The organism is Ancylobacter terrae (assembly GCF_045108345.1).
In the GTDB taxonomy this organism is placed as follows: Bacteria; Pseudomonadota; Alphaproteobacteria; order Rhizobiales; family Xanthobacteraceae; genus Ancylobacter.
The window spans coordinates 1416021-1441493 of sequence record NZ_JBJGXH010000001.1 but is presented as its reverse complement, the minus strand read 5'-3'; the positions used below and the strand labels follow the sequence as shown (position 1 = coordinate 1441493).

At 69.9% G+C, this 25473-nt stretch carries 20 protein-coding genes; 1 reads left to right on the top strand and 19 read right to left on the bottom strand.

What is annotated here, in order from left to right; genetic code table 11:
• Positions 1-3 precede the first annotated feature (3 nt).
• From ACEUEL_RS06880 to ACEUEL_RS06805, 16 genes are all read right to left on the bottom strand, one after another.
• Positions 4-1791: an ArnT family glycosyltransferase gene (locus ACEUEL_RS06880; protein WP_405703483.1), complete on the bottom strand. Its 1788-nt coding sequence runs from the start codon at positions 1789-1791 to the stop codon at positions 4-6.
• Positions 1792-1971: 180 nt separating this feature from the next.
• Positions 1972-5766 (bottom strand): YncE family protein, encoded by a 3795-nt coding sequence (locus ACEUEL_RS06875; RefSeq protein ID WP_405703481.1) that lies wholly within the window; start codon positions 5764-5766, stop codon positions 1972-1974.
• 171 nt (positions 5767-5937) lie between these two features.
• Positions 5938-6129, bottom strand: a complete 192-nt coding sequence (gene hemP, locus ACEUEL_RS06870) for a hemin uptake protein HemP (protein ID WP_405703479.1) — start codon at positions 6127-6129, stop codon at positions 5938-5940.
• Positions 6130-6320: 191 nt separating this feature from the next.
• Complete coding sequence (locus ACEUEL_RS06865; protein WP_405703478.1) at positions 6321-8603, bottom strand: sensor domain-containing phosphodiesterase; 2283 nt, start codon at positions 8601-8603, stop codon at positions 6321-6323.
• Between the two features lie 191 nt (positions 8604-8794).
• Positions 8795-9442 carry an urease accessory protein UreG gene (gene ureG, locus ACEUEL_RS06860; protein ID WP_405703477.1) on the bottom strand — a complete coding sequence of 216 codons (648 nt, stop codon included), beginning with the start codon at positions 9440-9442 and terminating at the stop codon, positions 8795-8797.
• Positions 9443-9530: 88 nt separating this feature from the next.
• Positions 9531-10427, bottom strand: coding sequence for an urease accessory protein UreF (locus ACEUEL_RS06855; protein ID WP_405703475.1), 897 nt, complete (start codon positions 10425-10427; stop codon positions 9531-9533).
• On the bottom strand, positions 10351-11211 hold the full coding sequence (locus tag ACEUEL_RS06850) for an urease accessory protein UreE (protein WP_405703473.1): 861 nt from the start codon (positions 11209-11211) through the stop codon (positions 10351-10353). Before ACEUEL_RS06850 ends, ACEUEL_RS06855 begins: the two co-directional genes overlap by 77 nt.
• A 151-nt stretch (positions 11212-11362) precedes the next feature.
• The gene (gene ureC / locus ACEUEL_RS06845) at positions 11363-13069 is read right to left on the bottom strand and encodes an urease subunit alpha (protein WP_405703472.1); all 1707 of its coding nucleotides are present in this window, start codon (positions 13067-13069) and stop codon (positions 11363-11365) included.
• Between the two features lie 58 nt (positions 13070-13127).
• Positions 13128-13748 (bottom strand): urease subunit beta, encoded by a 621-nt coding sequence (locus tag ACEUEL_RS06840; RefSeq protein WP_405703471.1) that lies wholly within the window; start codon positions 13746-13748, stop codon positions 13128-13130.
• Positions 13749-13788: 40 nt separating this feature from the next.
• Entirely contained in the window at positions 13789-14649 is an 861-nt protein-coding gene (locus tag ACEUEL_RS06835) for an urease accessory protein UreD (protein ID WP_405703470.1), read from the bottom strand.
• Positions 14624-15319 carry an urea ABC transporter ATP-binding subunit UrtE gene (gene urtE / locus ACEUEL_RS06830; protein ID WP_405703469.1) on the bottom strand — a complete coding sequence of 232 codons (696 nt, stop codon included), beginning with the start codon at positions 15317-15319 and terminating at the stop codon, positions 14624-14626. Before urtE ends, ACEUEL_RS06835 begins: the two co-directional genes overlap by 26 nt.
• Positions 15320-15322: 3 nt before the next feature.
• Entirely contained in the window at positions 15323-16141 is an 819-nt protein-coding gene (gene urtD / locus ACEUEL_RS06825; protein ID WP_405703467.1) for an urea ABC transporter ATP-binding protein UrtD, read from the bottom strand.
• Positions 16142-16154: 13 nt separating this feature from the next.
• Complete coding sequence (gene urtC, locus ACEUEL_RS06820) at positions 16155-17339, bottom strand: urea ABC transporter permease subunit UrtC (protein WP_405703466.1); 1185 nt, start codon at positions 17337-17339, stop codon at positions 16155-16157.
• A complete protein-coding gene (gene urtB, locus ACEUEL_RS06815; RefSeq protein ID WP_405703464.1) occupies positions 17336-18967 on the bottom strand; it encodes an urea ABC transporter permease subunit UrtB in 1632 nt (543 codons plus the stop codon). The genes urtC and urtB overlap by 4 nt, the downstream gene beginning before the upstream one ends.
• 124 nt (positions 18968-19091) lie before the next feature.
• Positions 19092-20402 (bottom strand): urea ABC transporter substrate-binding protein, encoded by a 1311-nt coding sequence (gene urtA, locus ACEUEL_RS06810; protein ID WP_405703462.1) that lies wholly within the window; start codon positions 20400-20402, stop codon positions 19092-19094.
• A 222-nt stretch (positions 20403-20624) separates the two neighbouring features.
• On the bottom strand, positions 20625-21791 hold the full coding sequence (locus ACEUEL_RS06805) for an aminotransferase (protein WP_405703460.1): 1167 nt from the start codon (positions 21789-21791) through the stop codon (positions 20625-20627).
• Positions 21792-21956: 165 nt separating this feature from the next.
• Between ACEUEL_RS06805 and ACEUEL_RS06800 the strand changes: the two genes are divergently transcribed.
• Complete coding sequence (locus ACEUEL_RS06800) at positions 21957-22220, top strand: hypothetical protein (protein ID WP_405703459.1); 264 nt, start codon at positions 21957-21959, stop codon at positions 22218-22220.
• Between the two features lie 18 nt (positions 22221-22238).
• Here the strand turns inward: ACEUEL_RS06800 and ACEUEL_RS06795 are convergent, their stop codons facing one another.
• The 3 genes from ACEUEL_RS06795 to secG form a co-directional block, all read right to left on the bottom strand.
• Positions 22239-23111 (bottom strand): VOC family protein, encoded by an 873-nt coding sequence (locus ACEUEL_RS06795; protein ID WP_405703457.1) that lies wholly within the window; start codon positions 23109-23111, stop codon positions 22239-22241.
• 73 nt (positions 23112-23184) lie between these two features.
• Positions 23185-24813 (bottom strand): CTP synthase, encoded by a 1629-nt coding sequence (locus ACEUEL_RS06790; protein ID WP_405703456.1) that lies wholly within the window; start codon positions 24811-24813, stop codon positions 23185-23187.
• Between the two features lie 107 nt (positions 24814-24920).
• The gene (secG, locus tag ACEUEL_RS06785; RefSeq protein ID WP_405703454.1) at positions 24921-25313 is read right to left on the bottom strand and encodes a preprotein translocase subunit SecG; all 393 of its coding nucleotides are present in this window, start codon (positions 25311-25313) and stop codon (positions 24921-24923) included.
• Positions 25314-25473 lie beyond the last annotated feature (160 nt).

Sequence of the window (25473 nt, the reverse complement as noted above, 5' to 3'; positions counted from 1 at the left end):
GGCTCACCAGCCGCCGGACGCCCGGTACAGCGAGATGGTGAGGCGGCGCCCGGCGGCATAGTCATAGCCGGAAATGTCGGCGCCGCGCTCGAAGGAGAGCCCGAGCGCATCGGCGCGGCGGGCGAACGCATTCTCCGCCCGGCGTTCCACGAACACGACGCGACAGCCGCGGCCGGCGAGGAATTCGGCCGCGGCCGTGCCGTTCACGAATCGCAGCCGTCCCGGCATCAGGAAGGCGAAGCTCGGCTCGGCATAGCCGGCCGAGGCGAATTGCAGCGGGCCGGCGCCCTCCGCGCAGGTCTCCGCCTCGGCGAGGTCGACCAGCCGCGATGCGACCCACGCGCTTTCCATGCGCGGCAGGATGAGCTGCATCACGCCGAAGCCGGACACCAGCATGCCGGCCACGGCCAGCAGCGAGGCCTTCTCGACCCCGTAATCGGTGACGAACACCACGGCCACGACCAGGGCGAGGAAGCCCGCCACCAGCAGCGGCCAGGCCAGCAGGCTGGTGGTGCGGTCGAACACGGCGAGGGCGAGCAGCGCCAGCACGGCGATGAGCGCGCCCACCGCCGGCCACGCCCACAGCGCCCGCGCCAGCCGCCTGTTGGCGAGCACGACCGCGCTGCCGTGCTGGACGGCGAGCGCGATGAGCAGCGCCACCGCCGGGAAGGTCGGCAGCACGAGATAGGGAATCTTGGTCGGCAGCATCTCCAGCAGCAGCCAGGCCGGCACCAGCCAGGCCAGCAGGAAACGCACGCGCACCAGCCGCCGCGCCCGCCAGATCACCGGCACGGCCAGCAGCGCCAGCGGCGCCGCCGGCCAGAAGCTGCCCCAGAAGGCCAGCAGATAGGCGCCGGGCGGGGCGCCGAACCCATCCCCGGCATCGCCGATGCGGGCGATCAGGTCGCGCGTCGCCGGGTCCGGCGGCAGCGTCGACACCGATTGCGGCCAGAGCCAGAAGGCGAGCAGCGCGAGCAGCAGCGGAGCGCCGACCAGCGGCGCCAGCGGACGCAGGAAGCGCACGGAGCGATCGCCGATGCCGAGGGCGAGCGCCGCCAGCGCGGGATAGACCAGCGCCATCGGCCCCTTGGCCCACAGGCCGAAGGCGATCGCGCCCCAGAAGATGGCGGCGAGCCTCCAGTCGGCCGTGGCTGCTGGAGTAGTGCCGTCGTCGCGCCGCGCCGTGGCGAGATAGGCGCGGGCCATCGCCCCCATCGCGGCCACCGTGGCGGCGAGCACGACCGCTTCCGCCCGCGCCAGCCGCGCCTCCACCATCAGCGCCGCGCAGGTGGCGAGCAGCGTCGCCGCCAGCAGCGCCGCGCGCCGGCTGAGGAGCGCCAGACCGGCCCAGAAGGTGAGCAGCACCGCGGCGATGGCGGCGACGAGCGAGGGCAGGCGGTACACCGCGATGATGCGGTCGGCGTCCGGTACGCCGATCCCCTGCGCGAGTGTGACCGCCGCTTCCTGGAGCGCATGGATGCCGGGCACCCGACGGGCGTGGCCGCCATTGCCGAGGCGCGCATAAGTCGGGTCGTCCGATTCGATCAGCCGCTGCGAAGCGAGCGCGACGCGCGATTCCGTCCGGTCGATCGGCGGAATGGCGGCAAAGCCGGGCAGATAGCCGACGAGGCACAGGGCGACGAGGAACAGAACCGCGCGCCGATCGGTGCGGGTGGCATCGTCGAACAGCTTGGCGATCCAGCCGGAAATGCCGCGGCCGAAGATGTCGACGCGCACGCCGCGCGCGCGTTCGCCCCTCACCCCGGCCAGCCTGTCATAGGCCCGCTGCATCGCTTCCCTGCCCCGTCACGCGTGGCGGGGACCATACCAGAAGCCGGCCGGCGGCAAAGGTCGCAGGCCCCGCTCGCGTCCGGCGGGGCCGATCTGTTGCCGCTCTACAACGGTTTGCCCGACGATCCGGCCGGCCTACCCGCGGACCCGTCGCAAGGACGGATCCGCGGCATGACGGGACTATTGCGGCGGCGGGCACCCCGGCTGGCCGGGACGGCAGTCCGGCCGCTGCCGCTGCCCCTGAGGCGGCGCCCCCTGGGGCGGCCGCTGGCCTTGCGGCGGGGCACCCTGCGGCTGCGGACGTGCGTTCGGCGGCGGGCCGCCCTGATCGCGACGCGGCCTCTCCGGTGGCGGACCGCCCTGCGGAGGTCCACCCTGCGGCTGCCGCGCGCTCGGCGGCGGGCCGCCCTGATCGCGACGCGGCCGCTCCGGCGGCGGACCGCCCTGCGGAGGTCCACCCTGCGGTTGCCGCGAGCTCGGCGGCGGGCCGCCCTGATCACGACGCGGCCGCTCCGGGGGCGGACCGCCCTGCGGAGGCCCGCCCTGCGGCTGCCGCGAGCTCGGCGGAGGTCCACCTTGCGGCGGACGCTGGCCCGGAGGCGGGCCGCCCTGCGGCGGACGACCATCTGGTGCCGGCCCACCCTGAGGCGACGGACCACCGGGCGGAGGTCCACCTTGCGGCGGACGCTGGCCCGGAGGCGGACCGCCTTGCGGCGGACGACCATCTGGCCCCGGCCCACCCTGAGGCGGCGGACCACCGGGCGGAGGTCCACCCTGCGGCGGACGCTGGCCCGGCGGCGGACCGCCCTGCGGGGGACGACCGTCCGGCCCCGGACCACCCTGAGGCGGCGGGCCACCGGGCGGAGGTCCACCTTGCGGCGGACGCTGGCCCGGAGGCGGACCGCCCTGCGGGGGACGACCGTCAGGACCCGGACCACCCTGAGGCGGCGGGCCACCGGGCGGAGGTCCACCTTGCGGCGGGCGCTGGCCCGGAGGCGGGCCGCCCTGCGGGGGGCGACCGTCAAGCCCCGGACCACCCTGAGGCGGACGCTGGCCCGGGGGCGGACCGCCCTGAGGGGGACGACCATCCGGCCCCGGACCACCCTGAGGCGGCGGACCACCGGGCGGAGGTCCACCCTGCGGCGGGCGCTGGCCCGGAGGCGGGCCGCCCTGCGGCGGACGACCATCCGGCCCCGGACCGCCCTGAGGCGGCGGACCACCGGGCGGAGGTCCACCCTGCGGCGGGCGCTGGCCCGGAGGCGGACCGCCCTGCGGGGGACGACCGTCAGGACCCGGACCACCTTGCGGCGGCGGACCACCGGGCGGAGGTCCACCTTGCGGCGGGCGCGTGCCGGGACGGACGTCGACGCAGCGGCCGTTTTCCTGTCGGGCGAAACCGGGCGGGCAGCCGACGCCCGGACGTCCGATTCCCGGACCGCGGGGGCCGACAGGTCCGAGGCCATCCGGGCCAGGACCGACGGGCCCAGGTCCGACGGGCCCAGGTCCGACGGGGCCGGGTCCGACGGGGCCGGGTCCGACAGGGCCGGGTCCGACCGGGCCGGGTCCGACCGGGCCGGGTCCGACGGGGCCGGGTCCGACCGGGCCCCGCCCGGGGATGCAGGCGCCGTGATCGCGCAGATAGCCGGGCGGGCAATTGTCGTCGCCGGGCCGCGGCCGCACGCCGGGAATGCAGGCGTCGCCGGCGCGGATGCTGCCGGGCGGGCAGCGATCGTTCACCGGCCGCGGCCGGCACCAGCCGTCGATGAAGATCTCGCCGGGGCGGCACATGCCCGGACCCGGGCGCGGATCGATCCACGGATCGCTCGGGCGCACGCAATAGTCGCCGCGGCGGATGGTGCCGGGCGGGCAGCGGTCGCCGACGGGGCGCGGGTAGCAATAGCCGTTATAGAGCATCTCCCAGGGCTGGCAGATCGGGATGTTGGGCAGGCAGCGGCCACGATCGTAACGCTGGCCCCACGGGCAGCCGCACACGCCGCCCGGCAGCGCCTGCAGGCCCGGCGGGCAGTAATTGTCGCGCACGCAGCGGCCGTTGTACCAGGTGGAGCCGTTCGGGCAGCCGCAATAGCCGCCACGCCGCATGATCAGCCCGGGCGGGCAGCCCGGCGTCACGCAGCGCCCGTCGACGAAGATGTCGTAGGGGTCGCAGTAGATCGGCGGCGGCACGCAGGTGCCGCGATAACGCACGAGGCCGGGCGGGCAGTCATAGACGCAGGCGCCGTCGCGGAAGCGCGTGCCCACCGGGCAGCGCACCGGCACCGAGCAGTATTCGCCGTCGAAATAGGTGCCGGGCGGACAGCCATAGCCGACCGCGGGCGGCGGAGGCGGCGGCGGCGCGAAGGCCACCGGCGGCGGGGGCGGCGGGGCCGCGCTGCCCTGCGCGGGACGGCAGAACTGCCAGATGGCGATGCCGCCCATATGGCCGCGCGCGTCGGGATTGCCCTGCCGGTCGTCATAGTCGATGAACCAGCTCGTGCTCGGCGGCTCGTTCTTCGGGCGCACGAGATCGAGGGCGTTGCCCTGCAGCCCGTCCACCTCGAGGAAGCCGTCGCGGACGAGAGTGCCGGCGGCCTGCTGGTCGGCCGGGTCGCGCAGGCGCTCGCCGGTGCTCCACAGCGTGGTGCCGCAGGTCGCGGGCGCGATATTGCCGTTGCGGTCGTAGCCATTGCCGATGGCGATGCCGCCATTGCCGTTCGAGAAGGCGGGCGTCATGCCGACGGCATATTCCTCGCCGACCGAATCCCAGTGCGCGCCGCTGTTCGGATCGGGCTGGCGCAGCGGCTTGAACCGCATCACCCGCGCCTCGCCGGCCGAGGCGAGCTCGCGGAAATCATAGGCGCCGAGCGTCTGGCCGCGTTCGGCGACATAGAGCAGCCCCGCGCGGTCGAAGGCGAGCTCGGAAATCTCGATGCCCTCGCGCAGGGCGGGGATTTCGACCTCGAAGCGCGGGTCGTTGCCGAAGCCGCCGCGATTGTTGATGCCGATCGACCAGACCTGCGGCCCCTCGGCCACGGAGTAGTAGAGGCGCCCGTTGCGCACGGCGAGGCCGTTCACCAGGCGCGGCTGGGGCGCATAGCCCCAGCTCTCCGGCCGCTCCACCTCGAAGCCCGGCTGGGTGATGTCGGTGCGCCCCGTCGGCACGTCCGCCACCGGCTCCATCCCCAGCGCCTGCCGTCCGGCGACGCCGTGGTCGTAAATGCCGGTCTCGCGGCCGTCGAGCCAGAAGGCATGGATCATGCCGGTGCCGCGGTCGGCGGCGAACACCTGCTTGGAGGCGGAATCGAACGCGAGCCCGCCGAGCGCCGCGCCGGAATTGGGCACATTGTTCAGCCGCACATCGGTGAACAGGCTCACCTGCCCGGTGGCGCCGTCGATCCGCCAGATCGAGCCCGGTCCGCCGCCGCTCTGGGCGGGACCGAACAGGCCCGGCATGAACATGGCGCCCGGCGCGCCCTGACGCAGCCGCGCGCCATCGGCCCCGACGATCGGCAGGCCGTAGGCGGAGGTGGCGGCGAGATAGGCGTTGGGGGGCGTCGCGTCGTCGAGCGTGACGCCGAACACCTGGCCGACCGCGCTCGCCGGAATGGTGAGCGGCTTGGCCGCATTGACCAGCTGGCCCCGCGGCGGGCCGCCGAGCTGCTGCAGCGAGACGATGCGGGCGGAGGGACCGGCAAGGTCGATCACCAGCGAATCGGCGGGATCGGTGCCGCTCGACGCGGGGCCCGGCCGGGCGCCGGCAAAGCCGGTGACGACGGCATCGCCGGGCATCATCACGCCGCCCTGCTGGGCCTGTGCCCGGGCGGCCGGCGCGGATGGCAGCAGCGCCGCGGCGGCCAGCAGCAGCGCCGCCCAGAGCGCCTTCGCCGGCCCCGGCCTGCCTTTAGCGGATTGTTCCGATGATTCGTTCCCGGCGAGCTGACCGGACGTGCCGGAGCCGTTCCTACGCGACTGGTACATGCATTCCCCCCGGAACACGGCGGTTTGCGAACCGCCGGCGCGCCGGCAGCATGACCTGCCGGGCACCCATTTGTCACCGGGACGTTAACACATGGATCGCGGCGTTGTTTCGTCCAAAGCGTGCGCGTCGCGCCCTATTGCGGCATGCCGCTGCGTCAGGGCGGGGCGCCGTCACTTGGTGAGGATGAGCTTGTTCTGGGCGGTAAGACGCAGCCGATAGCGCTCGCCGCGATGGGCGATGGTGATTTCCTTGGTGGCGATGAACAGGTCGCGGCTGTCGATGGTCTGGTCGACCACGCTGACCCGGCGCGCCAGTTTGGCGGGGGTGCCGGTCCGGTTGCCGCTCTCCTCTGTATCCGTCATGTAGAATATTTCCAAGGTAAGTAACGAACGGATGCGCAGTGATGAAACCCCTCTTCACCTTTGAGACGTTATAAAGTGTTATTCATCACTAGTGATGAACTAATGCGTCGACAGCGCCAATACAAGCGACATCGTCCACCAACGGGCGGACGGCCGCGAAATCAGCGGCGGTAGCGCGGGAAAAGGGGCGATCAGCCGGCGGCGCGCTCGGACGTGTGCATGGGCAGGCCGATGACCGGCATCGTCCAGTTGCGCAGCAACCACGGGACGCGCGAGGCCGGCAGCGCCTTGGAGAACAGGTAGCCCTGCGCCAGATCGCAGCCGTTCATGCGCAGATAGGCGGCTTGCGACACGGTCTCGACGCCCTCCGCCACCGTCATGATGCCCAGGCTGTGACCGAGATTGATGACGGCGCGCACGATGGCGGCATCGTCGGCGTCCCGTTCGAGATCGCGGACGAAGGAACGGTCGATCTTGATGCGATCCACCGGGAATTGCTTGAGATGGGTCAGCGAGGCGTAGCCGGTGCCGAAATCGTCGAGCGCGATCAGCACGCCGGCATCGTGCAGGGCCTGCAGGTTGGTGCGGACCGATTCGATGCCGCGCCCCAGGAAGACGCTCTCGGTCACCTCGATGGTCAGGCGATGGGGCGGCACGTTCGCCCGCGCCAGCGCGCCGAGCACGCGCTCGGCAAGATTGTTGCGGGCGAATTCGGCGGAGGAGACGTTGACCGCCACGCGCCCGAACGGTTCGCCATTGGCGATCCAGCTGGACATGTCGCGCAGCGCCATGTCCAGTACCCGCTCGCCGAGTTCCACCGCGAGGTCGGCATCGTCGAACACCTGGTGGAATTCCCCCGGCCCCAGCAGGCCCTTGCGGGGATGGCGCCAGCGCAGCAGGGCCTCGAAGCCGGAGATGGTGCCGCTGTGGAGCGACACTTTCGGCTGGTAGTAGGGCACGAACTCGTTATTGGCGAGGGCGAGCCGCACCCGCGTGGCGAGGTGAAGCCGGCTCTCGGTCGCCTCGCGCATTTCCGCCGCATATTCGACCGAGATGCCGCGTCCGGCGGATTTCGCCCGGTACAGGGCGATGTCGGCGCTCTTCAGCAGTTCGACCGGATCGGAGCCGTGGTCGGGCGCGACCGCGATGCCGACGCTGGACCGGCAGGACAGCGCGGTCTTCCGGTAGACGAAGGGCGTGCGCAGCGCGGCGAGGATGCGCTCGGTCACCCGCAAGCCCTCGTCGGGACGTTCGATGCGGTCGAGCAGGACGATGAATTCGTCGCCGCCGAGCCGCGCCACGGTATCGACATCCCGCACGCACCCGACGAGACGTCGCGCCACCTCGATCAGCAGCGCGTCGCCGGCATCGTGGCCGAGCGTGTCGTTGACATTCTTGAACTGGTCGAGATCGATCAGCAGCAGCACCACATGGGTGCCGGCGCGGCGCGCGCGCCGCAGAGCGGCTTCCAGCCGGTCGCGCAGCAGGCCCCGGTTCGGCAGGTCGGTCAGCGCATCATGGTTGGCCATGTGCCACATGCGCTGTTCGGCTTCCTTCTGCTCGGTCACGTCCTGAAGGATGCCGAAGGCGCGGACCGCCTTGTTGCCCTCGAACTCGACGTGGCAGGTCTTGCGCACGATCCGGTGTTCGCCGGCGACGTTGATAAAGGGCAGCTCCACCTCGAAGGGCTGCCCGGTCCGGAGAGCCTGGGCGTATTTGCGGGTGAAAATGGCCCGGGCCTCGGGCGGAAAATGCGATAGCGCCAGATCGGCCGAGGGTTCCTTGCCCGGGATCATGCCGTAGATGCGATAGACGCCGTCCGACCAGGCGAGCCGCTGGGAATGGACGTCGCACTCCCAGCCGCCCACCTTGGCGAGGCGTTCGGTCTGGCCGAGCAAGGTCTGGCGCCGCCACAGCTCGCGGCTCTGCTGCTCGATCAGGTTCTGGCTGTTGCGGCGGTGGTCGAGTTCGCGCCGGGCGCGCCGCGTCGCCTCGTGCAGGCGGAACTGGTCGGCGACGACCTGCGCCAGCTGGCGGACGATCTCGGCCTCGTGCGCCGAAAGTTCGCGGGGCTCCGGCCCGAAGATGCAGAGCGAGCCGATGTTCAGTCCCTGCCGGACCGCGATGGGCGCGCCGACATAGAAACGTATGTGAGGTTCGCCGACGACATAGATGTTCGAGGCGAAGCGCGGGTCGGCGTGGGTGTCCGGAACGACCAGGATGTCCTCGGTGAGGATCGTCCAGGTGCTGAAGGACTGTTCGCGCGAGGTGCCGGAGAAGTCGACGCCGGAGCGCGCCTTGAACCATTGCGCCTCCCGGTCGACCAGGCCGACGCAGGCGTGCGGCACGCCGAGCATCTCCCGCGCCAGGGAACATACCGCCTGCATCCCCGACGTGGGTGGCGCATCGAGCACATCCATCGCGTGGAGATCGGCCAGCCGCGCGGCTTCGTTCTCCGGCAGGGGGAATGTCATGTCTGTCCGGACCATTCCGTCGCGAGACGCGCTTGCCACGCGCTCATGGGGGGGCGATAGGCGAGCCTATCTGCAACTGACGGTAATGCGTGGCCCGTTAACCAGCCTTTGCCAGACATGGTGAACGCTGCGTCAACCGGCGGCCCCACGTCGCCGGACGGCGGCGCGGCGACGGGATGTAGACGGACGCCTCAGGCCACCCGCGTCGCCGCGTCCGCCGGCTCGGCCAGGCCCCCGGCCTGCGCGATGAAGGCGGCGATCTCGGCAACCCCCGTACCCGCCCGGACATTGGCGAAGACATAGGGGCGCACGCCGCGCATCCGGCGCGAATCCCGGTCCATCACCTCCAGCGACGCGCCGACATGGGGGGCGAGGTCGATCTTGTTGATCACCAGAAGGTCCGAGCGGGTGATGCCCGGCCCGCCCTTGCGCGGGATCTTGTCGCCGGCCGAGACGTCGATGACGTAGATGGTGAGGTCGGCGAGCTCCGGCGAGAAGGTCGCCGCGAGATTGTCGCCGCCCGACTCGATCAGGATCAGGTCGAGCGCGGGGAAGCGGGCGCGCATGTCGGCGATCGCGGCAAGGTTCGCCGAGGCATCCTCGCGGATGGCGGTGTGCGGGCAGCCGCCGGTCTCGACGCCCATGATCCGCTCGGCCGGCAGCGCGCCGGCCCGCGTCAGGATCTCGGCGTCCTCGCGGGTGTAGATGTCGTTGGTGATGGCGCAGAGGTCGTAGTCGGCGCTGAAATGGCGGCACAGCGCCTCCATCAGCGCCGTCTTGCCGGAGCCGACCGGCCCGCCGATGCCGACCCGGAGCGGACCACTGCCCTGCCCTGCCATGTGTATTCTCCCAAAACTGGCCCGCGGGCGCGGGACGTGACCGCTGAAGCGTGATCCGACGTGCTCGGCACGCGGATCGGCGCCGGCTCTAGCTGCGGAACAGCCGCGTGTATTGTGTCTCGTGCCGCATGGAGGCGACGTCCGAGCGAAAGGCCGCGCCGCCGATCCGGTCGAGCGGCACCTGTCCGGCGCGGGCAGCCGCCCGCCGGATGGTCGGCGCCAGCGCGGCGATGGTGCGGTTGCCGTCGCTCTGGCCGAGCGGCACCAGCCGGACGGCGGCGGAGACGAGGTTCGACACGATCGCCGCCAGGAAGGCATCCAGCGTCGGCGCCAGCGGCAGGCCGTGGACCGCCGCCGCGATGCCGACCGCGACCGGATAGGCGAAGCGCCCGTCCCAGGCGGCGAAGGCCTCGTCAAGGCCCGGCGCCGGCCAGGCAAGGCGTGTGGCGGCGACGAAGGCGTCGCCCTGGTTCAGGCTTTCCATCTGCCGTTCGCGCGAGGGCGCGAAGGCGGCCGCGAGTTCGGCGACGTCGCGCAACGCGGCGGTGTCGAGCCCGGGCGGCTCAGCGCACCCGCCATCCGTTCCGCCGGCCGCACGCCAGGCATGGGCGAGGAACATGGCGTCGCTGAACGGTCCCCCGGCGACAAGCAGGTCGTCGATCCAGTCCCGCAGCGTCGCGGCATCACGGATGTCGCCCGCCTCCACCGCCCATTCGAGCCCGTGGGAATAGGCGAAGGCGCCGACCGGATAGGCCGGCGACAGCCAGACGAACAGCGGCAGCAGATCGGGCCGCGCCCCGTGGCCGGGAGCCGGATCGGCATAGGCTCCCCCGCGTCCCGAGGCGGTCGTCCCCCCGCTCCCGCCGGCTGGCGCAGGGCACCCCGCGGGTGCGGGCCCTGCCGCCGCTTCAGTCGTGGCGATGCGAGCCATGCCGGCCGTGGTCGTGGTGGTGATGATCGTGCCCGTGATGATCATCGTGGCCATGGCCCTGATGCTTGGGATCGTGGTGGCCATGGCCGTGATGATCGTGGCCGCAGCCGCAGGCGTCGCCGTGCTCGTGCGCGGACCCGGCTTCCGGCGAACCGACCTTCATCACGTCGCGCTCGTGATGCTCGTGATGCCCGTGATCGTGGTGGTGATCATAGTGGTGCTCGTGATCATGGGCGTGGCCATGTTCGTGATGATGGCCGTGGTCATGATGGCCGTGGTCATGATGACCGTGGTCATGATGACCGTGGTGCTCATGGTCATGGCCGTGATCGTGGCCGCAGCCGCAGGCCGCGTCATGGTGATGGTGCTCGCCATGGGCATGGTCGTGGTGGCCGTGCGCCTCGGCCGCCTCATAGGCGCCGCCTTCCGGCTCGAACGGCGCCTCGACGGCCGCAACCACGCCGCCCAGCCCGCGCACCATCTCCTCCAGCACCGGATCGCGGGCGATACGGATGCGGTCGGCGAGGAACTCGGCCGGCACATGCCGATTGCCGAGATGCCAGGCGAGGCGGGCGAGGTGATGGGAATCGCGCGCGGTGATCTCGGCCACCGGCTCCTCGGCGGCCGCCACGGCGACGATGCGGCCGTCGTCGAGCTTCAGCCCATCCCCGTCCTTGATGCGGGTCGCCTCGACGAGGTCGAGCAGGAACGCGACGTCCCCCTCCCCGCGCATGGCGATGCGGCGGCGATAACGCCCGTCATGGGGCAGCACGATGCGGTCGGCGGCGCTCGCCTGGTCCCAGGTGCCGGCGGGGAGAATGGTACGGGCACGGATCATGATCGTCTCCTGAGCGGGGCGCTTTGGGCCGGCATCCTTCGAGGCCGGCCGCGGCCGGCACCTCGGGATGACGTCGTGCCTGTTGCACCATCATCTTGAGGCGCAAGCATAGCGAGCCTCGAAGGATGCTCCAGCCGGGCACCCCGCACACTTAGAACAGGAAGTAGCGCTGCGCCATGGGCAGCTCGGTGGCGGGGGCGCAGGTGAGCAGCTGGCCGTCGGCCCGCACCTCGTAGGTCTCGGGGTCGATGTCGATCCGCGGCGTCGCGCCGTTGTGGATCATCGAGGCCTTGCCGATGCCGCCGCGTACGTTCTCGACCGCGACCAGCCGCTTCTCCAGCCCCAGCCGGGCGCCGACGCCGCGCTCCACCGCCGCCTTGGAGACGAAGGTGAGCGAGGTCGCGGTGCGGGTCTTGCCGAAGGCGCCCCACATCTCGCGGTAATGCACCGGCTGCGGCGTCGGGATCGAGGCGTTGGGATCGCCCATCTGCGCCGCGACGATGACGCCGCCCTTCACCACCATGTCCGGCTTGGTGCCGAAGAAGGCCGGCGTCCAGATCACCAGGTCGGCCAGCTTGCCGGGCTCGACCGAGCCGATATGGCGCGAGACGCCGTGCGCGATGGCGGGATTGATGGTGTATTTGGCGACGTAGCGCTTCACGCGGGTGTTGTCGTTGCGCGCGCTGTCGCCGGCAAGCGGGCCGCGCTGCAGCTTCATCTTGTGTGCGGTCTGCCAGGTACGGGTGACCACCTCGCCGAGCCGGCCCATGGCCTGGCTGTCGGAGGAGATCATCGAAAGCGCGCCGATGTCGTGCAGGATGTCCTCGGCGGCGATGGTCTCCTTGCGGATGCGGCTCTCGGCGAAGGCGAGGTCCTCGGCGATCAGCGGGTCGAGATGGTGGCACACCATCAGCATGTCGAGATGCTCGTCGAGCGTGTTCACCGTGAACGGGCGCGTCGGGTTGGTCGACGAGGGCAGCACGTTCGGCAGGCCCGCCACCTTCATGATGTCGGGCGCATGGCCGCCGCCCGCCCCTTCCGTATGGAAGGCGTGGATGGTGCGGCCCTTGAAGGCGGCCACCGTGTCCTCGACGAAGCCGCTCTCGTTCAGCGTGTCGGTGTGGATCATCACCTGAATGTCGTGATCGTCGGCCACCGACAGGCAGTTGTCGATGGTGGCCGGCGTGGTGCCCCAGTCCTCGTGCAGCTTCAGCGCGCAGGCGCCCGCCTCGATCTGCTCGACGAGGCCGCCCGGCAGCGAGGAATTGCCCTTGCCGGAGAGCGCGAGGTTCACCGGGAAGCTGTCGAAGGCGCGCAGCATCATCTCGATGTGCCACGGACCCGGCGTGCAGGTGGTGGCGTTGGTGCCGGCCGCCGGGCCGGTGCCGCCGCCGAGCATGGTGGTGACGCCGCTCATCAGGGCGTGCTCGATCTGCTGGGGGCAGATGAAGTGGATATGGGCGTCGAAGCCGCCGGCGGTGACGATCTTGCCCTCGCCGGCGATGATCTCGGTCGAGGGGCCGATGACGATGTCGACGCCCGGCTGGATGTCCGGGTTGCCGGCCTTGCCGATGGCGTGGATCAGGCCGTCGCGCAGGCCGATATCGGCCTTCACGATGCCCCAGTGGTCGAGGATCAGCGCGTTGGTGATGACCGTGTCGACCGCCCCGCCGGCGCGGGTGGTCTGCGCCTGGCCCATGCCGTCGCGGATGGTCTTGCCGCCACCGAACTTCACCTCCTCGCCATAGACGGTGAAATCCTTCTCCACCTCGATGACCAGCGAGGTATCGGCGAGGCGCACCCGGTCGCCGGTGGTGGGGCCGAACATCTCGGCATAGAAGGCACGGGAAATCTTCATGGCCTGACATCTTCCGATCGAAGGGGAACGCGCGGTCGACGGCGAAAAGCGGGGCGGATCAGAGCTTGCCCATCACGCCCTGCCGGAAACCGTAGACCTCGCGGCGCCCGGCGAGCGCGACCAGCTTCACCTCGCGCGACTGGCCCGGCTCGAAGCGCACCGCCGTGCCCGAGGGGATGGCGAGCCGCATGCCGCGAGCGGCCTCGCGGTCGAAGGCGAGCGCCGGGTTGGTCTCGAAGAAATGATAGTGGCTGCCGACCTGGATCGGCCGATCGCCGGTATTGGCGACGGTGAGCGCGATGGTCTCGCGCCCGGCCAGCAGCTCGATCTCGCCATCCTCGGTGATGATCTCGCCGGGGATGACCGCCTGCGCCGCGCCGCGGATCGGCTCGTGCACGGTGACCAGCTTGGTGCCGTCCGGGAAAGTCGCCTCGACTTGGATGTCGTGGATCATCTCGGCGATACCGGGCATCACCTGGTCGGCCGAGAGAACGGTGGCGCCCAGCGTCATCAGCTCGGCCACCGTCCTTCCGTCGCGGGCGCCTTCCACCACCACGTCGGTGATGAGCGCGACGGCTTCGGGGTGGTTCAGCTTGACGCCGCGCTCGAGCCGCTTGCGCGCCACCTCCGCCGCCATGGCGACCAGCAGCTTGTCCTTCTCGCGGGGGCTGAGATTCATGAGCGAGTCTCCGGGTCTGCGAAAGCGAGGCTGTGCCCCGTCAGGAATGCCATATGCGCGGCGGCTCCGCGACGCCGAGCGGGTCGATCAGCGCGCGCAAGGCCCGCTCCACGATCGCGCCCTCGCCCGCCAGCAGGCGGATGGCGAGCATGCCGTCCCACGCGCTTGCCCCCGCCTCGACATCGGCAATGGCATCGAGCCGGTCGCGCACCGCCTCGATCCGGGCTTCGGCGTCGGCCGCGACGAGAAGCACCGTGGCGACGGCGGCGGCGCCCGCCAACGTCGCCCGGCGCGCCAGAACCGCGGCGACATCGTCCTCCAGCACGAGGCCGTCCGCATAGACGAGACGTCCCCCGCGGCGCAGGCGCCATTGGTCGATCAGCCGGCCCCGCGTCAACCGCTCGCCGCAGGCGGTGCGGCCGAGCACGAGCGGCTCGACCAGCAGCAGGCGTGCGGAGGGATCGACCTCGGCCGTGATCGAGCGCTCGACGCGGGCGCCGTCGAACAGGATGGTGGCCTGCGGCATCCATTCGAGGCACGCCCCCGCCTCCACCGCCAGCTCGACGCCGAGACGGGCCGAGGCGCCGTCCGAGCGATAGACCTTCTCGGCCGCCTGCGTCGTCACGACGAGCCGTGTGCCGCGCCCGGCGCGCACGCGTGCGAAGGCGCTGTCGCCACCGGCAATGCCGCCGCCGGTGTTGAGCAGCACGGCTTCCAGCGCGCCGCCGCGCCGGCCGGAACGCGGAAAGCGCACCCGGCTCGGGCCCGCCTCCTCCGTGCGGCCGCGCACCGTGCGGCCTTCGAGCGCGACGGCCTCGAGGCGGATGCGGCCGTGACCGCGCAGCCCGCCGGGAACCCGATCCGGCGCGCCGAGCTCAGACGGCGATGCGGTTGCGGACATCCGGATCCTCGAGCGCGGCGCCGTCGCCCGACAGCACCACCGCGCCGCGTTCCATCACGATGAAATGGTCCGCCAGTTCCTTGGCGAAGTCGAAATACTGCTCGACCAGCACGATGGCGATGTCGCCCTTGGTCCGCAGGTAGCGAATGGCGTTGCCGATATCCTTGATGATCGAGGGCTGGATGCCCTCGGTCGGCTCGTCCAGCACCAGCACCTTCGGCCGCATCACCAGCGCGCGGCCGATGGCGAGCTGCTGCTGCTGGCCACCGGACAGGTCGCCGCCGCGCCGGCGCATCATCGAATCCAGCACCGGGAACAGCGAGAACACGTCGTCGGGGATGCTGCGGTCCGCTCGCTTCAGCGGCGAGAAGCCGGTCTCGAGATTTTCCGCCACGGTGAGCAGCGGGAAGATCTCGCGGCCCTGCGGCACGAAGGCGATGCCCCGGCGCGCGCGCTCATAGGGCGGCATCGCGGTGATGTCCTCGCCGTTGAAGCGGATCGCGCCCTTCGACACCGGATGGCGGCCGACGATGGCGCGCATCAGGCTGGTCTTGCCGACGCCGTTGCGCCCGAGCACGCAGGTGACCTTGCCGGGCTCGGCGACCAGCGAAACACCGCGCAGCGCCTGGGCGGCGCCGTAGAACAGGTTGACATCCTTCACTTCGAGCATGCGTCAGCGCCCCAGATAGACTTCGATGACGCGCTCATTGGCGCTCACCTGGTCGAGCGTGCCCTCGGCGAGCACGGAACCCTCGTGCAGGCACATGACGCGCACGCCGAGGTCGCGCACGAAGGTCATGTCGTGCTCGACCACGACCACCGAGTGACCGTTGGCGTTGATTTCGCGCAGCAGTTCGGCGGTCTGGGCGGTCTCGGCGTCGGTCATACCGGCGACCGGCTCGTCGACCAGCAGCAGCTTGGGATCCTGCGCCAGCAGCATGCCGATCTCGAGCCACTGCTTCTGCCCGTGCGAGAGGTCGCCGCCGAGCCGGTTGCGGTGCTCGGTGAGCTTGATGGTTTCGAAGATGGCGTCGATCTTGTCGCGTTCTTCGGCGGTTTCCTTGCGGAAAATGTTCGCGATGGCCTTGCGGTTGCCCTTGAGCGCGAGGCGCAGATTGTCGACCAGCGTGTGGCTCTCGAACACGGTCGGCTTCTGGAACTTGCGGCCGATGCCGAGCGTCGCGATCTCGGTCTCGTCGAGCTTGGTCAGGTCGGTGGTGCCGCCTTTGAAGAAGATGTCGCCCTTGTCCGGCCGGGTCTTGCCGGTGATGCAGTCCATCATCGTGGTCTTGCCGGCGCCGTTGGGGCCGATGATGGCCCGCATCTCGCCGGGATCGACGGTGAAGGAGAGCGAGTTCAGCGCCCGGAAGCCGTCGAAAGTGACGGTCACGCCGTCGAGATAGAGCAGCGCCTCGGTGAGGCGCTCGGCGGGCGGGGGGGCGTCGTTCGCCTCGGGCGAAATGGCGGCGGCGATGGCAGCATTGGCGTTCATGATCGCGCCCTCCTCACTCGGCCGGCTTCGCGGCGGACGGATCGGCGGCCGGCGTTGCATCGTTCACCGCCGAACTCGCGGCGGCGGCACGGCGCCGGTCGCGAAAATCCGCCCAGGCGCCGAGCACGCCCTTCGGCAGGAACAGCGTCGAGAAGACGAACAGCCCGCCGAGCATGAACAGCCAGTAGGGCGCCAACATGCCGGAGGTGAAATAGGTCTTGGCGTAGTTGACGATCACGGCGCCGAGCGCCGCCCCGATCAGCGTGCCGCGCCCGCCCACCGCGACCCAGATGATGATCTCGATCGAGTTGGCCGGCGAGAATTCGCTCGGGTTGATGATGCCGACCTGCGGCACATAGAGCGCCCCGGCGACGCCCGCCAGCATGGCGGAGACCACAAAGGCGACCAGCTTGTAGTTCTCCGCCCGGTAGCCGGTGAAGCGCACCCGCGCCTCGGCGTCGCGGATGGCAATCAGCACCTTGCCGAAATGCGAGGTGACCAGGAAGCGGCACAGCACATAGCCCAGCGCCAGCGCGATCGCCGAGAGCGCGAACAGCACGGCGCGCGTGCCGTTCGACTGGATGTTGAAGCCGAGGATGTCCTTGAAGTCGGTGAGGCCGTTATTGCCGCCGAAGCCCATGTCGTTGCGGAAGAAGGCGAGCAGCAGCGCGAAGGTCATCGCCTGGGTGATGATCGACAGGTAGACGCCGGTGACGCGCGAGCGGAAGGCGAACCAGCCGAACACCAGCGCCAGCGCGCCCGGCGCCAGCAGCACCATCAGCGCGGCATAGGGGAACCACTCGAAGCCGTGCCAGAACCACGGCAGTTCCTTCCAGTTCAGGAACACCATGAAGTCCGGCAGCACCGCGTTGCCGTAGACGCCGCGCGAGCCGATCTGGCGCATCAGGTACATGCCCATCGCGTAGCCGCCGAGCGCGAAGAAAGCGCCGTGGCCGAGCGAGAGGATGCCGACATAGCCCCAGATCAGGTCGACCGAGAGCGCCAGCAGGGCGAAGCACAGATATTTGCCGAGCAGCGACATCAGATAGGTCGGCACATGCAGCGCCGAGCCTTCGGGAACCAGCAGGTTCAGCGCGGGTATCAGCACGGCCGCGCCGAGCACGATGGCGAGGAAGATGGCGCCGCTGGTGCCGAACAGGCTCGGGCGGGCGGGTGAGGTGGCGGGCAGCGTGCTCATGCTTCGATCGCCCGGCCCTTCTGCGCGAACATGCCGCGCGGACGCTTCTGGATGAAGAGGATGACGATGACCAGCAGCGCGATCTTGCCGAGCACGGCGCCGGCATAGGGCTCCAGCAGCTTGTTGGCGACGCCGAGCGACATGGCGCCGACCAGCGTTCCCCAGAGATTGCCGACGCCGCCGAACACCACGACGAGGAAGCTGTCGATGATGTAGCTCTGGCCGAGGTTGGGCGAGACGTTGTCGATCTGGCTGAGCGCCACGCCGGCGATGCCGGCGATGCCCGAGCCGAGGCCGAAGGTCATGGCGTCCACCCAGTGGGTGCGGATGCCGACCGAGGCGGCCATGCGCCGGTTCTGGGTGACGGCGCGCATTTCGAGGCCGATGCGGGTCAGCCGCAGCGTCGCCAGCAAAGCGAGGAAGACGAGGCCGGCGAAGATGATGATCCACAGGCGGCCATAGGTGATCGACATGTGGCCGAGCTCGAAGGCGCCCGACATCCAGCTCGGCGCGCCGACCTCGCGGTTGGTGGGGCCGAAGGCGGTGCGGATCGCCTGCTGCAGGATCAGCGAGATGCCCCAGGTCGCCAGCAGCGTTTCCAGCGGGCGGCCATAGAGGAAGCGGATCACCGTGCGCTCGATGAGGATGCCGACGAGGCCGGTGAAGACGAAGGCGAGCGGGATGGCGATCAGCAGCGAGGCATCGAACAGGCCGGGATAGGAGGTGCGGATCACCTCCTGCACCACGAAGGTGGTGTAGGCGCCGAGCATGACCATCTCGCCATGCGCCATGTTGATGACGCCCATCACGCCGAAGGTGATGGCGAGGCCGATGGCGGCGAGCAGTAGGACGGAGCCGAGCGAAAGCCCGTACCAGACATTCTGGGCGACGGCCCACAGCGCGAGACTGTGCTCGATGGACGCGATGGCGCCGTCGGCGGCGGTCTTCACCGCGGCGGGCGCGTCGGGCGGCAGGTTGCGCAGCAGCGCCAGCGCGTCCTGCCCACCCTCCGCGCCGATGACGGACACGGCGGCGATGCGCTCGGATTCGGGCACATCGGCCTTGCCGACGATGATGGCGGCGCGGGCGAGCGTGAGCGCGGATTTGACCTTCGGATCGGTCTCCTTGGCGAGGACGGCTTCGATCGCCGGCAGCGCCGCGGCATCGCGCGATTTGAGCACGGAGGCCGCGGCCTCGAGGCGCTTGGCCGGATCGGGGCTGGCCAGGGTCAGCGTGCCGGTGGCAGCGTCGACGGCGCGGCGGATGCGGTTATTGACCCGCACGGGCTTCACGTCGGCGGGCGCAGCGGCGACCGCTTGCCCTGTCGCGGGATCGACCAGGCCGCCGGCGGCATCGCGGATGAACACGGTGCGGGCGGAGGGGCTGAACACCAGCTTGCCGTCCCCCAGCGCGGCGACGACCGCCGCCGCGGCCGGCGAGCCGCTGACCGCGAGCTGGCCGAGCGCGGCTTCGGTGTCGTCATATTTGTCGGTGGCGAGGCGGCCGAGGGCCGCGCTGATGTCCGGCCCGCTGCCCTGCGCGTAGGCGTGAGGGGCGAGCGGGGCGAGGAAAGCAGCGACGAGCAGCATCACGAGGGCCGCGCGTCGGACGAGAGCGCTCTGGGACATCGTCATCCGTAGGTCAGGAGCTGCGGACGCGCCGGCGGCTGCCGGCGGCGACGGGGAGGCGGATGCCGCCTCCCCGCGTTCTCGGGTCGGACTGTCCCGAGGCGCCGTGCGCCTCAGGCCCGGCTCACTGGCCGGCGCCGCCGCACTTGCCGGTCTTCACGTTGAAGTTGCCGCAGTTCATCGGCGAGCGCCAAACCGCGATCAGGTCCTTGGACCCTTCGAGGTAGGGCGACCACTCCTGGGCGACGATCAGGCCCGGGGTCCGCTCGACGACGTCGAACTGGCCGTCGTCCTTGATCTCGCCGATCAGCACGGGCTTGGTGATGTGGTGGTTGTCCATCATCGCCGAGAAGCCGCCGGTGAGGTTCGGCACGGAGACGCCGACCAGCGCCGGGATGACCTTGTCCGGATCGGTGGTGCCGGCCTTCTCGACCGCCTTGACCCACATGTTGAAGCCGATGACGGTGGCTTCCATCGGGTCGTTGGTCACGCGCTTCGGGTTCTTGGTGAAGGCCTGCCACTTGGCGATGAAGTCCTTGTTCTCCGGCGTGTCGACCGACTGGAAGTAGTTCCAGGCGGCGAGGTGGCCGACCAGCGGCTTGGTGTCGATGCCGGCGAGCTCTTCCTCACCCACCGAGAACGCCACCACCGGGATGTCGGTCGCCTTGATGCCCTGGTTGCCGAGTTCCTTGTAGAACGGCACGTTGGCATCGCCGTTGATGGTCGACACGACGGCGGTCTTCTTGCCGGCCGAGCCGAACTTCTTGATGTCGGCGACGATGGTCTGCCAGTCGGAGTGACCGAACGGCGTGTAGTTGATCATGATGTCCTCGGACTTGACGCCCTTGGACTTCAGATAGGCCTCGAGGATCTTGTTGGTGGTGCGCGGGTAGACGTAGTCGGTGCCCGCGAGCACCCAGCGCTGCACGCCTTCGTTCTCGGCGAGGTAGTCGACCGCCGGGATGGCCTGCTGGTTCGGCGCGGCGCCGGTGTAGAACACGTTGCGCTCGGACTCCTCACCCTCGTACTGGACCGGGTAGAAGAGGATGTTGTTCAGCTCCTTGAACACCGGCAGCACGGACTTGCGGGACACCGAGGTCCAGCAGCCGAACACCGCCTGCACCTTGTCCTTAGTGATCAGCTCGCGCGCCTTCTCGGCGAAGAGCGGCCAGTTCGACGCGGGATCGACCACCACCGCCTCGATCTTCTTGCCGAGAACGCCGCCCTTCTTGTTCTGCTCGTCGACGAGGAACAGGACGGTGTCCTTCAGCGTGGTCTCGCTGATGGCCATGGTGCCGGACAGCGAGTGGAGAACGCCGATCTTGATCGTTTCCTGAGCGTGCGCAGGCACGGCGGCGGCGGCGAGCGCCAGGGCCGCCGCTCCAGCCGCGACGCGGCCGGCGGCCCGACCTGCGTTGGAGAACAGGTTCAACATATTTGTTCCCTTCTGGAGTTCACACGCAGGACCCCCGTCCGCGTGCCGAAGGGAAGGTTAGCAACCGTCGTGCCAAGTGAGGCCGCGCCGCACATGCGTCAGCCGACTGGTATGCCAGATGGTGCGAATGTCGAAATATACCGCTGGCCACTCAGCCGATCGGCCCAAAAATGTGGCGGAACGACGACGGCAGCCCAATCGGTGGGCAGCGCCCCCGCGCCATTATGCAGTGCGGGCGAGAGCAAGACGCGCCGCATCGAGCCGGTCGAGCGCCGCGTCGAGCGTCGCGTCCTTCTTGGCGAAGCAGAAGCGCGCGACGCTGGTCACAGGCTCCTGCGCGTAGAAGGCGGAAACCGGGATCGCCGCGACGCCATGGCGCTGGACCAGATCGAGGCAGAACGCCTCGTCGCCGACCGGCAACCGCAGCGGGGCGAGATCGACGTTGAGGAAATAGGTGCCGGCCGAGGGCAGCACGCTGAATCCCCGCTCCGTCAGGCCCTGGGCGAGGCGGTCGCGCGAGCGCTGGAGAGCGGACCGGCTGGCCTCGAACCAGCCATCCTCCTTGCCGAGCCCGTAGGCCACCGCCTCCTGCAGCGAGGGCGGCGTGGTGAAGGTGAGGAACTGGTGCGCCTTCGCCAGCACCTTCATCAGCGCCGGCGCGGCGCAGACGAAGCCGACCTTCCACCCCGTCATGCCGAAGATCTTGCCGGCCGAGGCGATCTTCACCGCCCGTTCGCCGAGTCCCGGCAGCGACAGCACCGATTGATGCCGCAGCCCGTCGAACACGACATGCTCCCACACCTCGTCCGACACCAGAACGGCGTCGTGCCGCACGCAGAATCGCGCCACGAGGTCGAGCTCGGTCGCGTCGAACACACGGCCAGCGGGGTTGTGCGGGTTGTTGAACAGAACGAGACGCGTTCGCGGCGTGAAGGCCGCCGCCAGCGCCTCCTCGGTGATGCGCCAGGACGGCGGCGCCAGACGGACGAGGCGCGGCACGCCCCCTGCCCGCTTCACCAGCGGCAGATAGGCGTCATAGAGCGGCTGGAACAGCACCACCTCGTCGCCCGGCTCGATCAGCGCGAACAGCGCGCCGGCAATGGCCTCGGTGGCGCCCGACGTGATCATCACCTGCGTATCCGGATCGAGATCGATCCCCTGCCAGTGGCGATAGTGATCGGCCACCGCGCGGCGCAACACCGGCATGCCCATCATCGGCGGATACTGGTTCCAGCCGTTGAGGACCGCATCGGCCGCGCGGGCGCGCACATCCTCCGGCCCCGGATCGTCCGGGAAGCCCTGGCCGAGATTGACCGCGCCGTGCTGCAAGGCGAGACGCGACATGGTCTCGAACACGGTGACGGGAAGAGCGGCGAAATCCGAGTTCATTTTACGCGGCCGTTTCGTTATTCGGCAGTTAGCCAGGGCGCCGCTGTTTTATCCGATGAACGACCGCCAAGGGAAGCCGGATCGGCCGTCGTCGCGGCGGGAGCGGAACCCTCGCGCGGCCCGCGCGTCAATAGCGTAAAGCGCCACAACTCATCGGAGCTGTTCATGCTAGCGCGTATCGTCACGCTCGCGGTGCCGGCCGTCCTGCTCGCCCTTTCCGGCGCGACGGCACAGAGCCCGTCGTCGCCCCCGACCGGTAATCCGATCCTGCAGAATCCGTCGGCCCAGCAGCCAGCGCCGCAGTCGCAAGCCCCGACACTGCCCGCCCCGAGCACGCAGCGGCCGAACCCGCCGCCGCGGATGGAGACACCCCCGCCGCCCTGCGACACGGCGAGCTGCGCGCCGCCGAAGATCATGAACCCGCCCTGAGCGGGTGCGTCGCGGGTCTCAGCTTGTTGCGGGCTCGAACACCAGGGTCGCGCCCAGCGCCGCCTGCGGGCCGACCACGATGAGCCCTTCGATCTCCTCCGCCGCCATGCGGCTGGAAGCAAGGCGCTTGCGCGTCACCGCGATGTCCTTCACCGCGAAGCGGATCGCCGCGATCCGCAGCCCCGGTGCGGGTTTCGGCGAACCACCGAACCGGGTGTGGAAGATGTCGCGGTTCATGAGGTCGATTGCGCCGCGCGGGGTGTCGCCGACATACCAGCCGTCGGTCGCGCGGCGCAGCCGGACGCCGCTCACCGCTTCGATGAAATCGAGATGGGCCGCCGGCTCCTCGCTGACGAGTACCGCGCCGGCGACCCCCACCGTGCCGTTCATGTGGCGCTGGAGTTCCGGCGACCAGAAATTCTCGGGACGGCGCTGCGTGCAGGTGAAGAAGCCCGCCTGCGGGGATTTCGGATCGCGGGCGAAGGCCAGCGAGAACCCGACCTCGACATCGCTGCCGTCGGGCCGGCGCCCGGTCCGCTCGAAGCTGAAGACATCGAATCCGCCGAACCCGGCGGCATCGAATTCGGCCTTCTCGGCGGCCGGGTCATGACCCTCGAACACCAGCATCGAGAGCCCCGGACCGCATTCGGCGAGAAAATCGCGATTGAAGGCGCCGAAGGAGAAATGCGCGTTCTCATGCGGGGGGATCGCGTCGGCATCGGCGATCTCCAGCAGCTCGACGAAGAAGCCGGGGATCTGGATCAGCCGGTTATGCGTGCCCCAGGGATGGCGGTTGCGCGTGCCGACGGTGAAGCCGAGCAGGTCATAGAGTTCGCCCGCCGCTTCGAGGTCGCGAACCACATGGACGACATGATCGAGACCGCGGGGCATGGCAACTCCTCTGCGACGCGGCGAGTCGCTCTCGCCATGCCGCAGGGTAGCGAAGCCGCCGCCGATACAGAAGTCAGAACAGCCGGCTCTGCACCATCGCCGCACGGATGAAGGAGGCGAACAGCGGGTGCGGCTCGAACGGGCGCGATTTCAGCTCCGGGTGGAACTGCACGCCGATGAACCAGGGATGGTCGGGATACTCGATGATCTCCGGCAGCAGCCCATCCGGCGACATGCCCGAGAACAGCATCCCGCAAGCTTCCAGACGCGCGCGATAGGCCGTGTTGACCTCGTAGCGGTGGCGATGACGCTCGAAAATGTCCTGCGAGCCGTAGATGTCGGCCACGCGGCTGCCGTCCGCGAGATGGGCCGGATAGGCGCCGAGCCGCATGGTGCCGCCGAGGTCGCCGCCGAGGCCGCGCCGCTCGAGTTCGTTGCCGCGCAGCCATTCGGTGAGCAGGCCGACCACCGCCTCGTCGGTCGGGCCGAATTCGGTGGAGTTGGCCTTCTCGATGCCGGCGAGGTTCCGCGTCGCCTCGATCACCGCCATCTGCATGCCGAAGCAGATGCCGAAATACGGCACCTTGCGCTCGCGGGCGAAGCGGGCCGCGCGGATCTTGCCCTCGGCGCCGCGCTGGCCGAAGCCACCGGGAACGAGGATGCCGTGGACATGCTCCAGGAAGGGCGCGGGATCCTCGTGCTCGAAGATCTCGCTCTCGATCCAGTCGAGATTGACGCGCACATTATTGGCGATGCCGCCATGGGCCAGCGCCTCGATCAGCGACTTGTAGGCGTCCTTCAGCCCGGTGTACTTGCCGACGATGGCGATGGTGACCGCGCCTTCGGGATTGCGCACGCCGCCCTCGATCTTGTGCCAGCGGGCGAGATTGGGCTCGGGCGCCGGCTCGATGCCGAAGGCGGCGAGCACCTCGCCGTCGAGCCCCGCCTCGTGATAGGCGGAGGGCACGGCATAGATGTTGTCGGCGTCGCGGGCCTCGATGACCGCGCTCTCGCGCACGTTGCAGAACAGGCCGAGCTTGCGGCGCTCCTCTTTCGGAATCTCGCGGTCGGTGCGGCAGAGCAGGATGTCGGGCGCGATGCCCAACGCCCGCAGCTCCTTGACCGAGTGCTGGGTCGGCTTGGTCTTGAGCTCGCCGGCGGAGGGAATGAAGGGCAGCAGCGTCAGGTGGATATAGACGCAGTGCCGGCGCGGCAGCTCCTGCCCGACCTGGCGGATCGCCTCGAGGAACGGCATCGCCTCGATGTCGCCGACCGTGCCGCCGATCTCCACCAGCACGAAATCATACCCGTCGTTGCCCGACAGGATGAAGTCCTTGATGGCGTTGGTGACGTGCGGGATCACCTGGATGGTGGCGCCGAGATAGTCGCCGCGCCGTTCCTTAGTGAGGATGTCCTGGTAGATCCGGCCGGTGGTGATGTTGTCCTGCCGCGTCGCCGGCCGCCCGGTGAAGCGCTCGTAATGGCCGAGGTCGAGATCGGTCTCGGCACCGTCGTCGGTGACGAAGACCTCGCCGTGCTGATACGGGCTCATGGTGCCCGGATCGACGTTCAGATAGGGGTCGAGCTTGCGCAGCCGGATCTTGTAACCGCGGGCCTGCAGCAACGCGCCGAGCGCGGCGGAAGCGAGGCCCTTGCCGAGCGAGGACACGACGCCGCCGGTGATGAAAATATAGCGCGCCATGGAATTCGATTTCTAACTGCTAAAACACGATTCGGCGAGAGGAACGGCACACCGTACCGCCTCCCGCCCACACGTCTTTCGGAAACGCCGCCCGATCGGCGACGCACTCACTGCGATTGCGGCACCTGCGGCGCGGCCGGAGCCGTCGGCGCGGGCTGGGCGCCCTTGAGCTGGTCGAGCACCGAACCGCCCGGCGCGGGAGCGCCCGGAACCGGCGGCGCGCCGGGAACGGACACCGGCTGCGTCCCGAGGATGGAGGTCGGGCCACGGCCCCAGCTCGCCAGTATGGTGAGGCTGATGCTGGTGACGAAGAAGATCGCCGCGAGGATGGCCGTCGCCCGCGTCAGCAGGTTGGCGGAGCCACGCACGCTGAAGAAACCGCCGCCGCCACCGCCTCCCCCGCCAATGCCGAGGCCGCCGCCTTCGGAGCGCTGGATGAGCACCACGCCAATCAGCGCGAGCACCACCATGAGGTGGATGACGATGAGCACGGTATGCATTGAATGCCCTTGAATCGCGTTGCGCGCCCGGAGAAGGGGCGCGATCATTCGGCGGGCTTCCTACACGATCACCGCCGGCATTTCTACCCGCAGCCGATCCCGCCCGGCAGCCTTGCCTCCGGTTAGATGGGACGGCCGACGCCGCCCGCAATGGCGCCCC

Excerpts from the sequence above, each read along its gene's own strand:
- ACEUEL_RS06880 (WP_405703483.1), bottom strand. The coding sequence starts at position 1,791 with ATGCAGCGGGCCTATGACAGGCTGGCCGGGGTGAGGGGCGAACGCGCG.
- ACEUEL_RS06875 (WP_405703481.1), bottom strand. The coding sequence starts at position 5,766 with ATGTACCAGTCGCGTAGGAACGGCTCCGGCACGTCCGGTCAGCTCGCC.
- hemP (WP_405703479.1), bottom strand. The coding sequence starts at position 6,129 with ATGACGGATACAGAGGAGAGCGGCAACCGGACCGGCACCCCCGCCAAA.
- ACEUEL_RS06865 (WP_405703478.1), bottom strand. The coding sequence starts at position 8,603 with ATGACATTCCCCCTGCCGGAGAACGAAGCCGCGCGGCTGGCCGATCTC.
- ureG (WP_405703477.1), bottom strand. The coding sequence starts at position 9,442 with ATGGCAGGGCAGGGCAGTGGTCCGCTCCGGGTCGGCATCGGCGGGCCG.
- ACEUEL_RS06855 (WP_405703475.1), bottom strand. The coding sequence starts at position 10,427 with ATGGCCACGATGATCATCACGGGCACGATCATCACCACCACGACCACG.
- ACEUEL_RS06850 (WP_405703473.1), bottom strand. The coding sequence starts at position 11,211 with ATGATCCGTGCCCGTACCATTCTCCCCGCCGGCACCTGGGACCAGGCG.
- ureC (WP_405703472.1), bottom strand. The coding sequence starts at position 13,069 with ATGAAGATTTCCCGTGCCTTCTATGCCGAGATGTTCGGCCCCACCACC.
- ACEUEL_RS06840 (WP_405703471.1), bottom strand. The coding sequence starts at position 13,748 with ATGAATCTCAGCCCCCGCGAGAAGGACAAGCTGCTGGTCGCCATGGCG.
- ACEUEL_RS06835 (WP_405703470.1), bottom strand. The coding sequence starts at position 14,649 with ATGTCCGCAACCGCATCGCCGTCTGAGCTCGGCGCGCCGGATCGGGTT.
- urtE (WP_405703469.1), bottom strand. The coding sequence starts at position 15,319 with ATGCTCGAAGTGAAGGATGTCAACCTGTTCTACGGCGCCGCCCAGGCG.
- urtD (WP_405703467.1), bottom strand. The coding sequence starts at position 16,141 with ATGAACGCCAATGCTGCCATCGCCGCCGCCATTTCGCCCGAGGCGAAC.
- urtC (WP_405703466.1), bottom strand. The coding sequence starts at position 17,339 with ATGAGCACGCTGCCCGCCACCTCACCCGCCCGCCCGAGCCTGTTCGGC.
- urtB (WP_405703464.1), bottom strand. The coding sequence starts at position 18,967 with ATGTCCCAGAGCGCTCTCGTCCGACGCGCGGCCCTCGTGATGCTGCTC.
- urtA (WP_405703462.1), bottom strand. The coding sequence starts at position 20,402 with ATGTTGAACCTGTTCTCCAACGCAGGTCGGGCCGCCGGCCGCGTCGCG.
- ACEUEL_RS06805 (WP_405703460.1), bottom strand. The coding sequence starts at position 21,791 with ATGAACTCGGATTTCGCCGCTCTTCCCGTCACCGTGTTCGAGACCATG.
- ACEUEL_RS06800 (WP_405703459.1), top strand. The coding sequence starts at position 21,957 with ATGCTAGCGCGTATCGTCACGCTCGCGGTGCCGGCCGTCCTGCTCGCC.
- ACEUEL_RS06795 (WP_405703457.1), bottom strand. The coding sequence starts at position 23,111 with ATGCCCCGCGGTCTCGATCATGTCGTCCATGTGGTTCGCGACCTCGAA.
- ACEUEL_RS06790 (WP_405703456.1), bottom strand. The coding sequence starts at position 24,813 with ATGGCGCGCTATATTTTCATCACCGGCGGCGTCGTGTCCTCGCTCGGC.
- secG (WP_405703454.1), bottom strand. The coding sequence starts at position 25,313 with ATGCATACCGTGCTCATCGTCATCCACCTCATGGTGGTGCTCGCGCTG.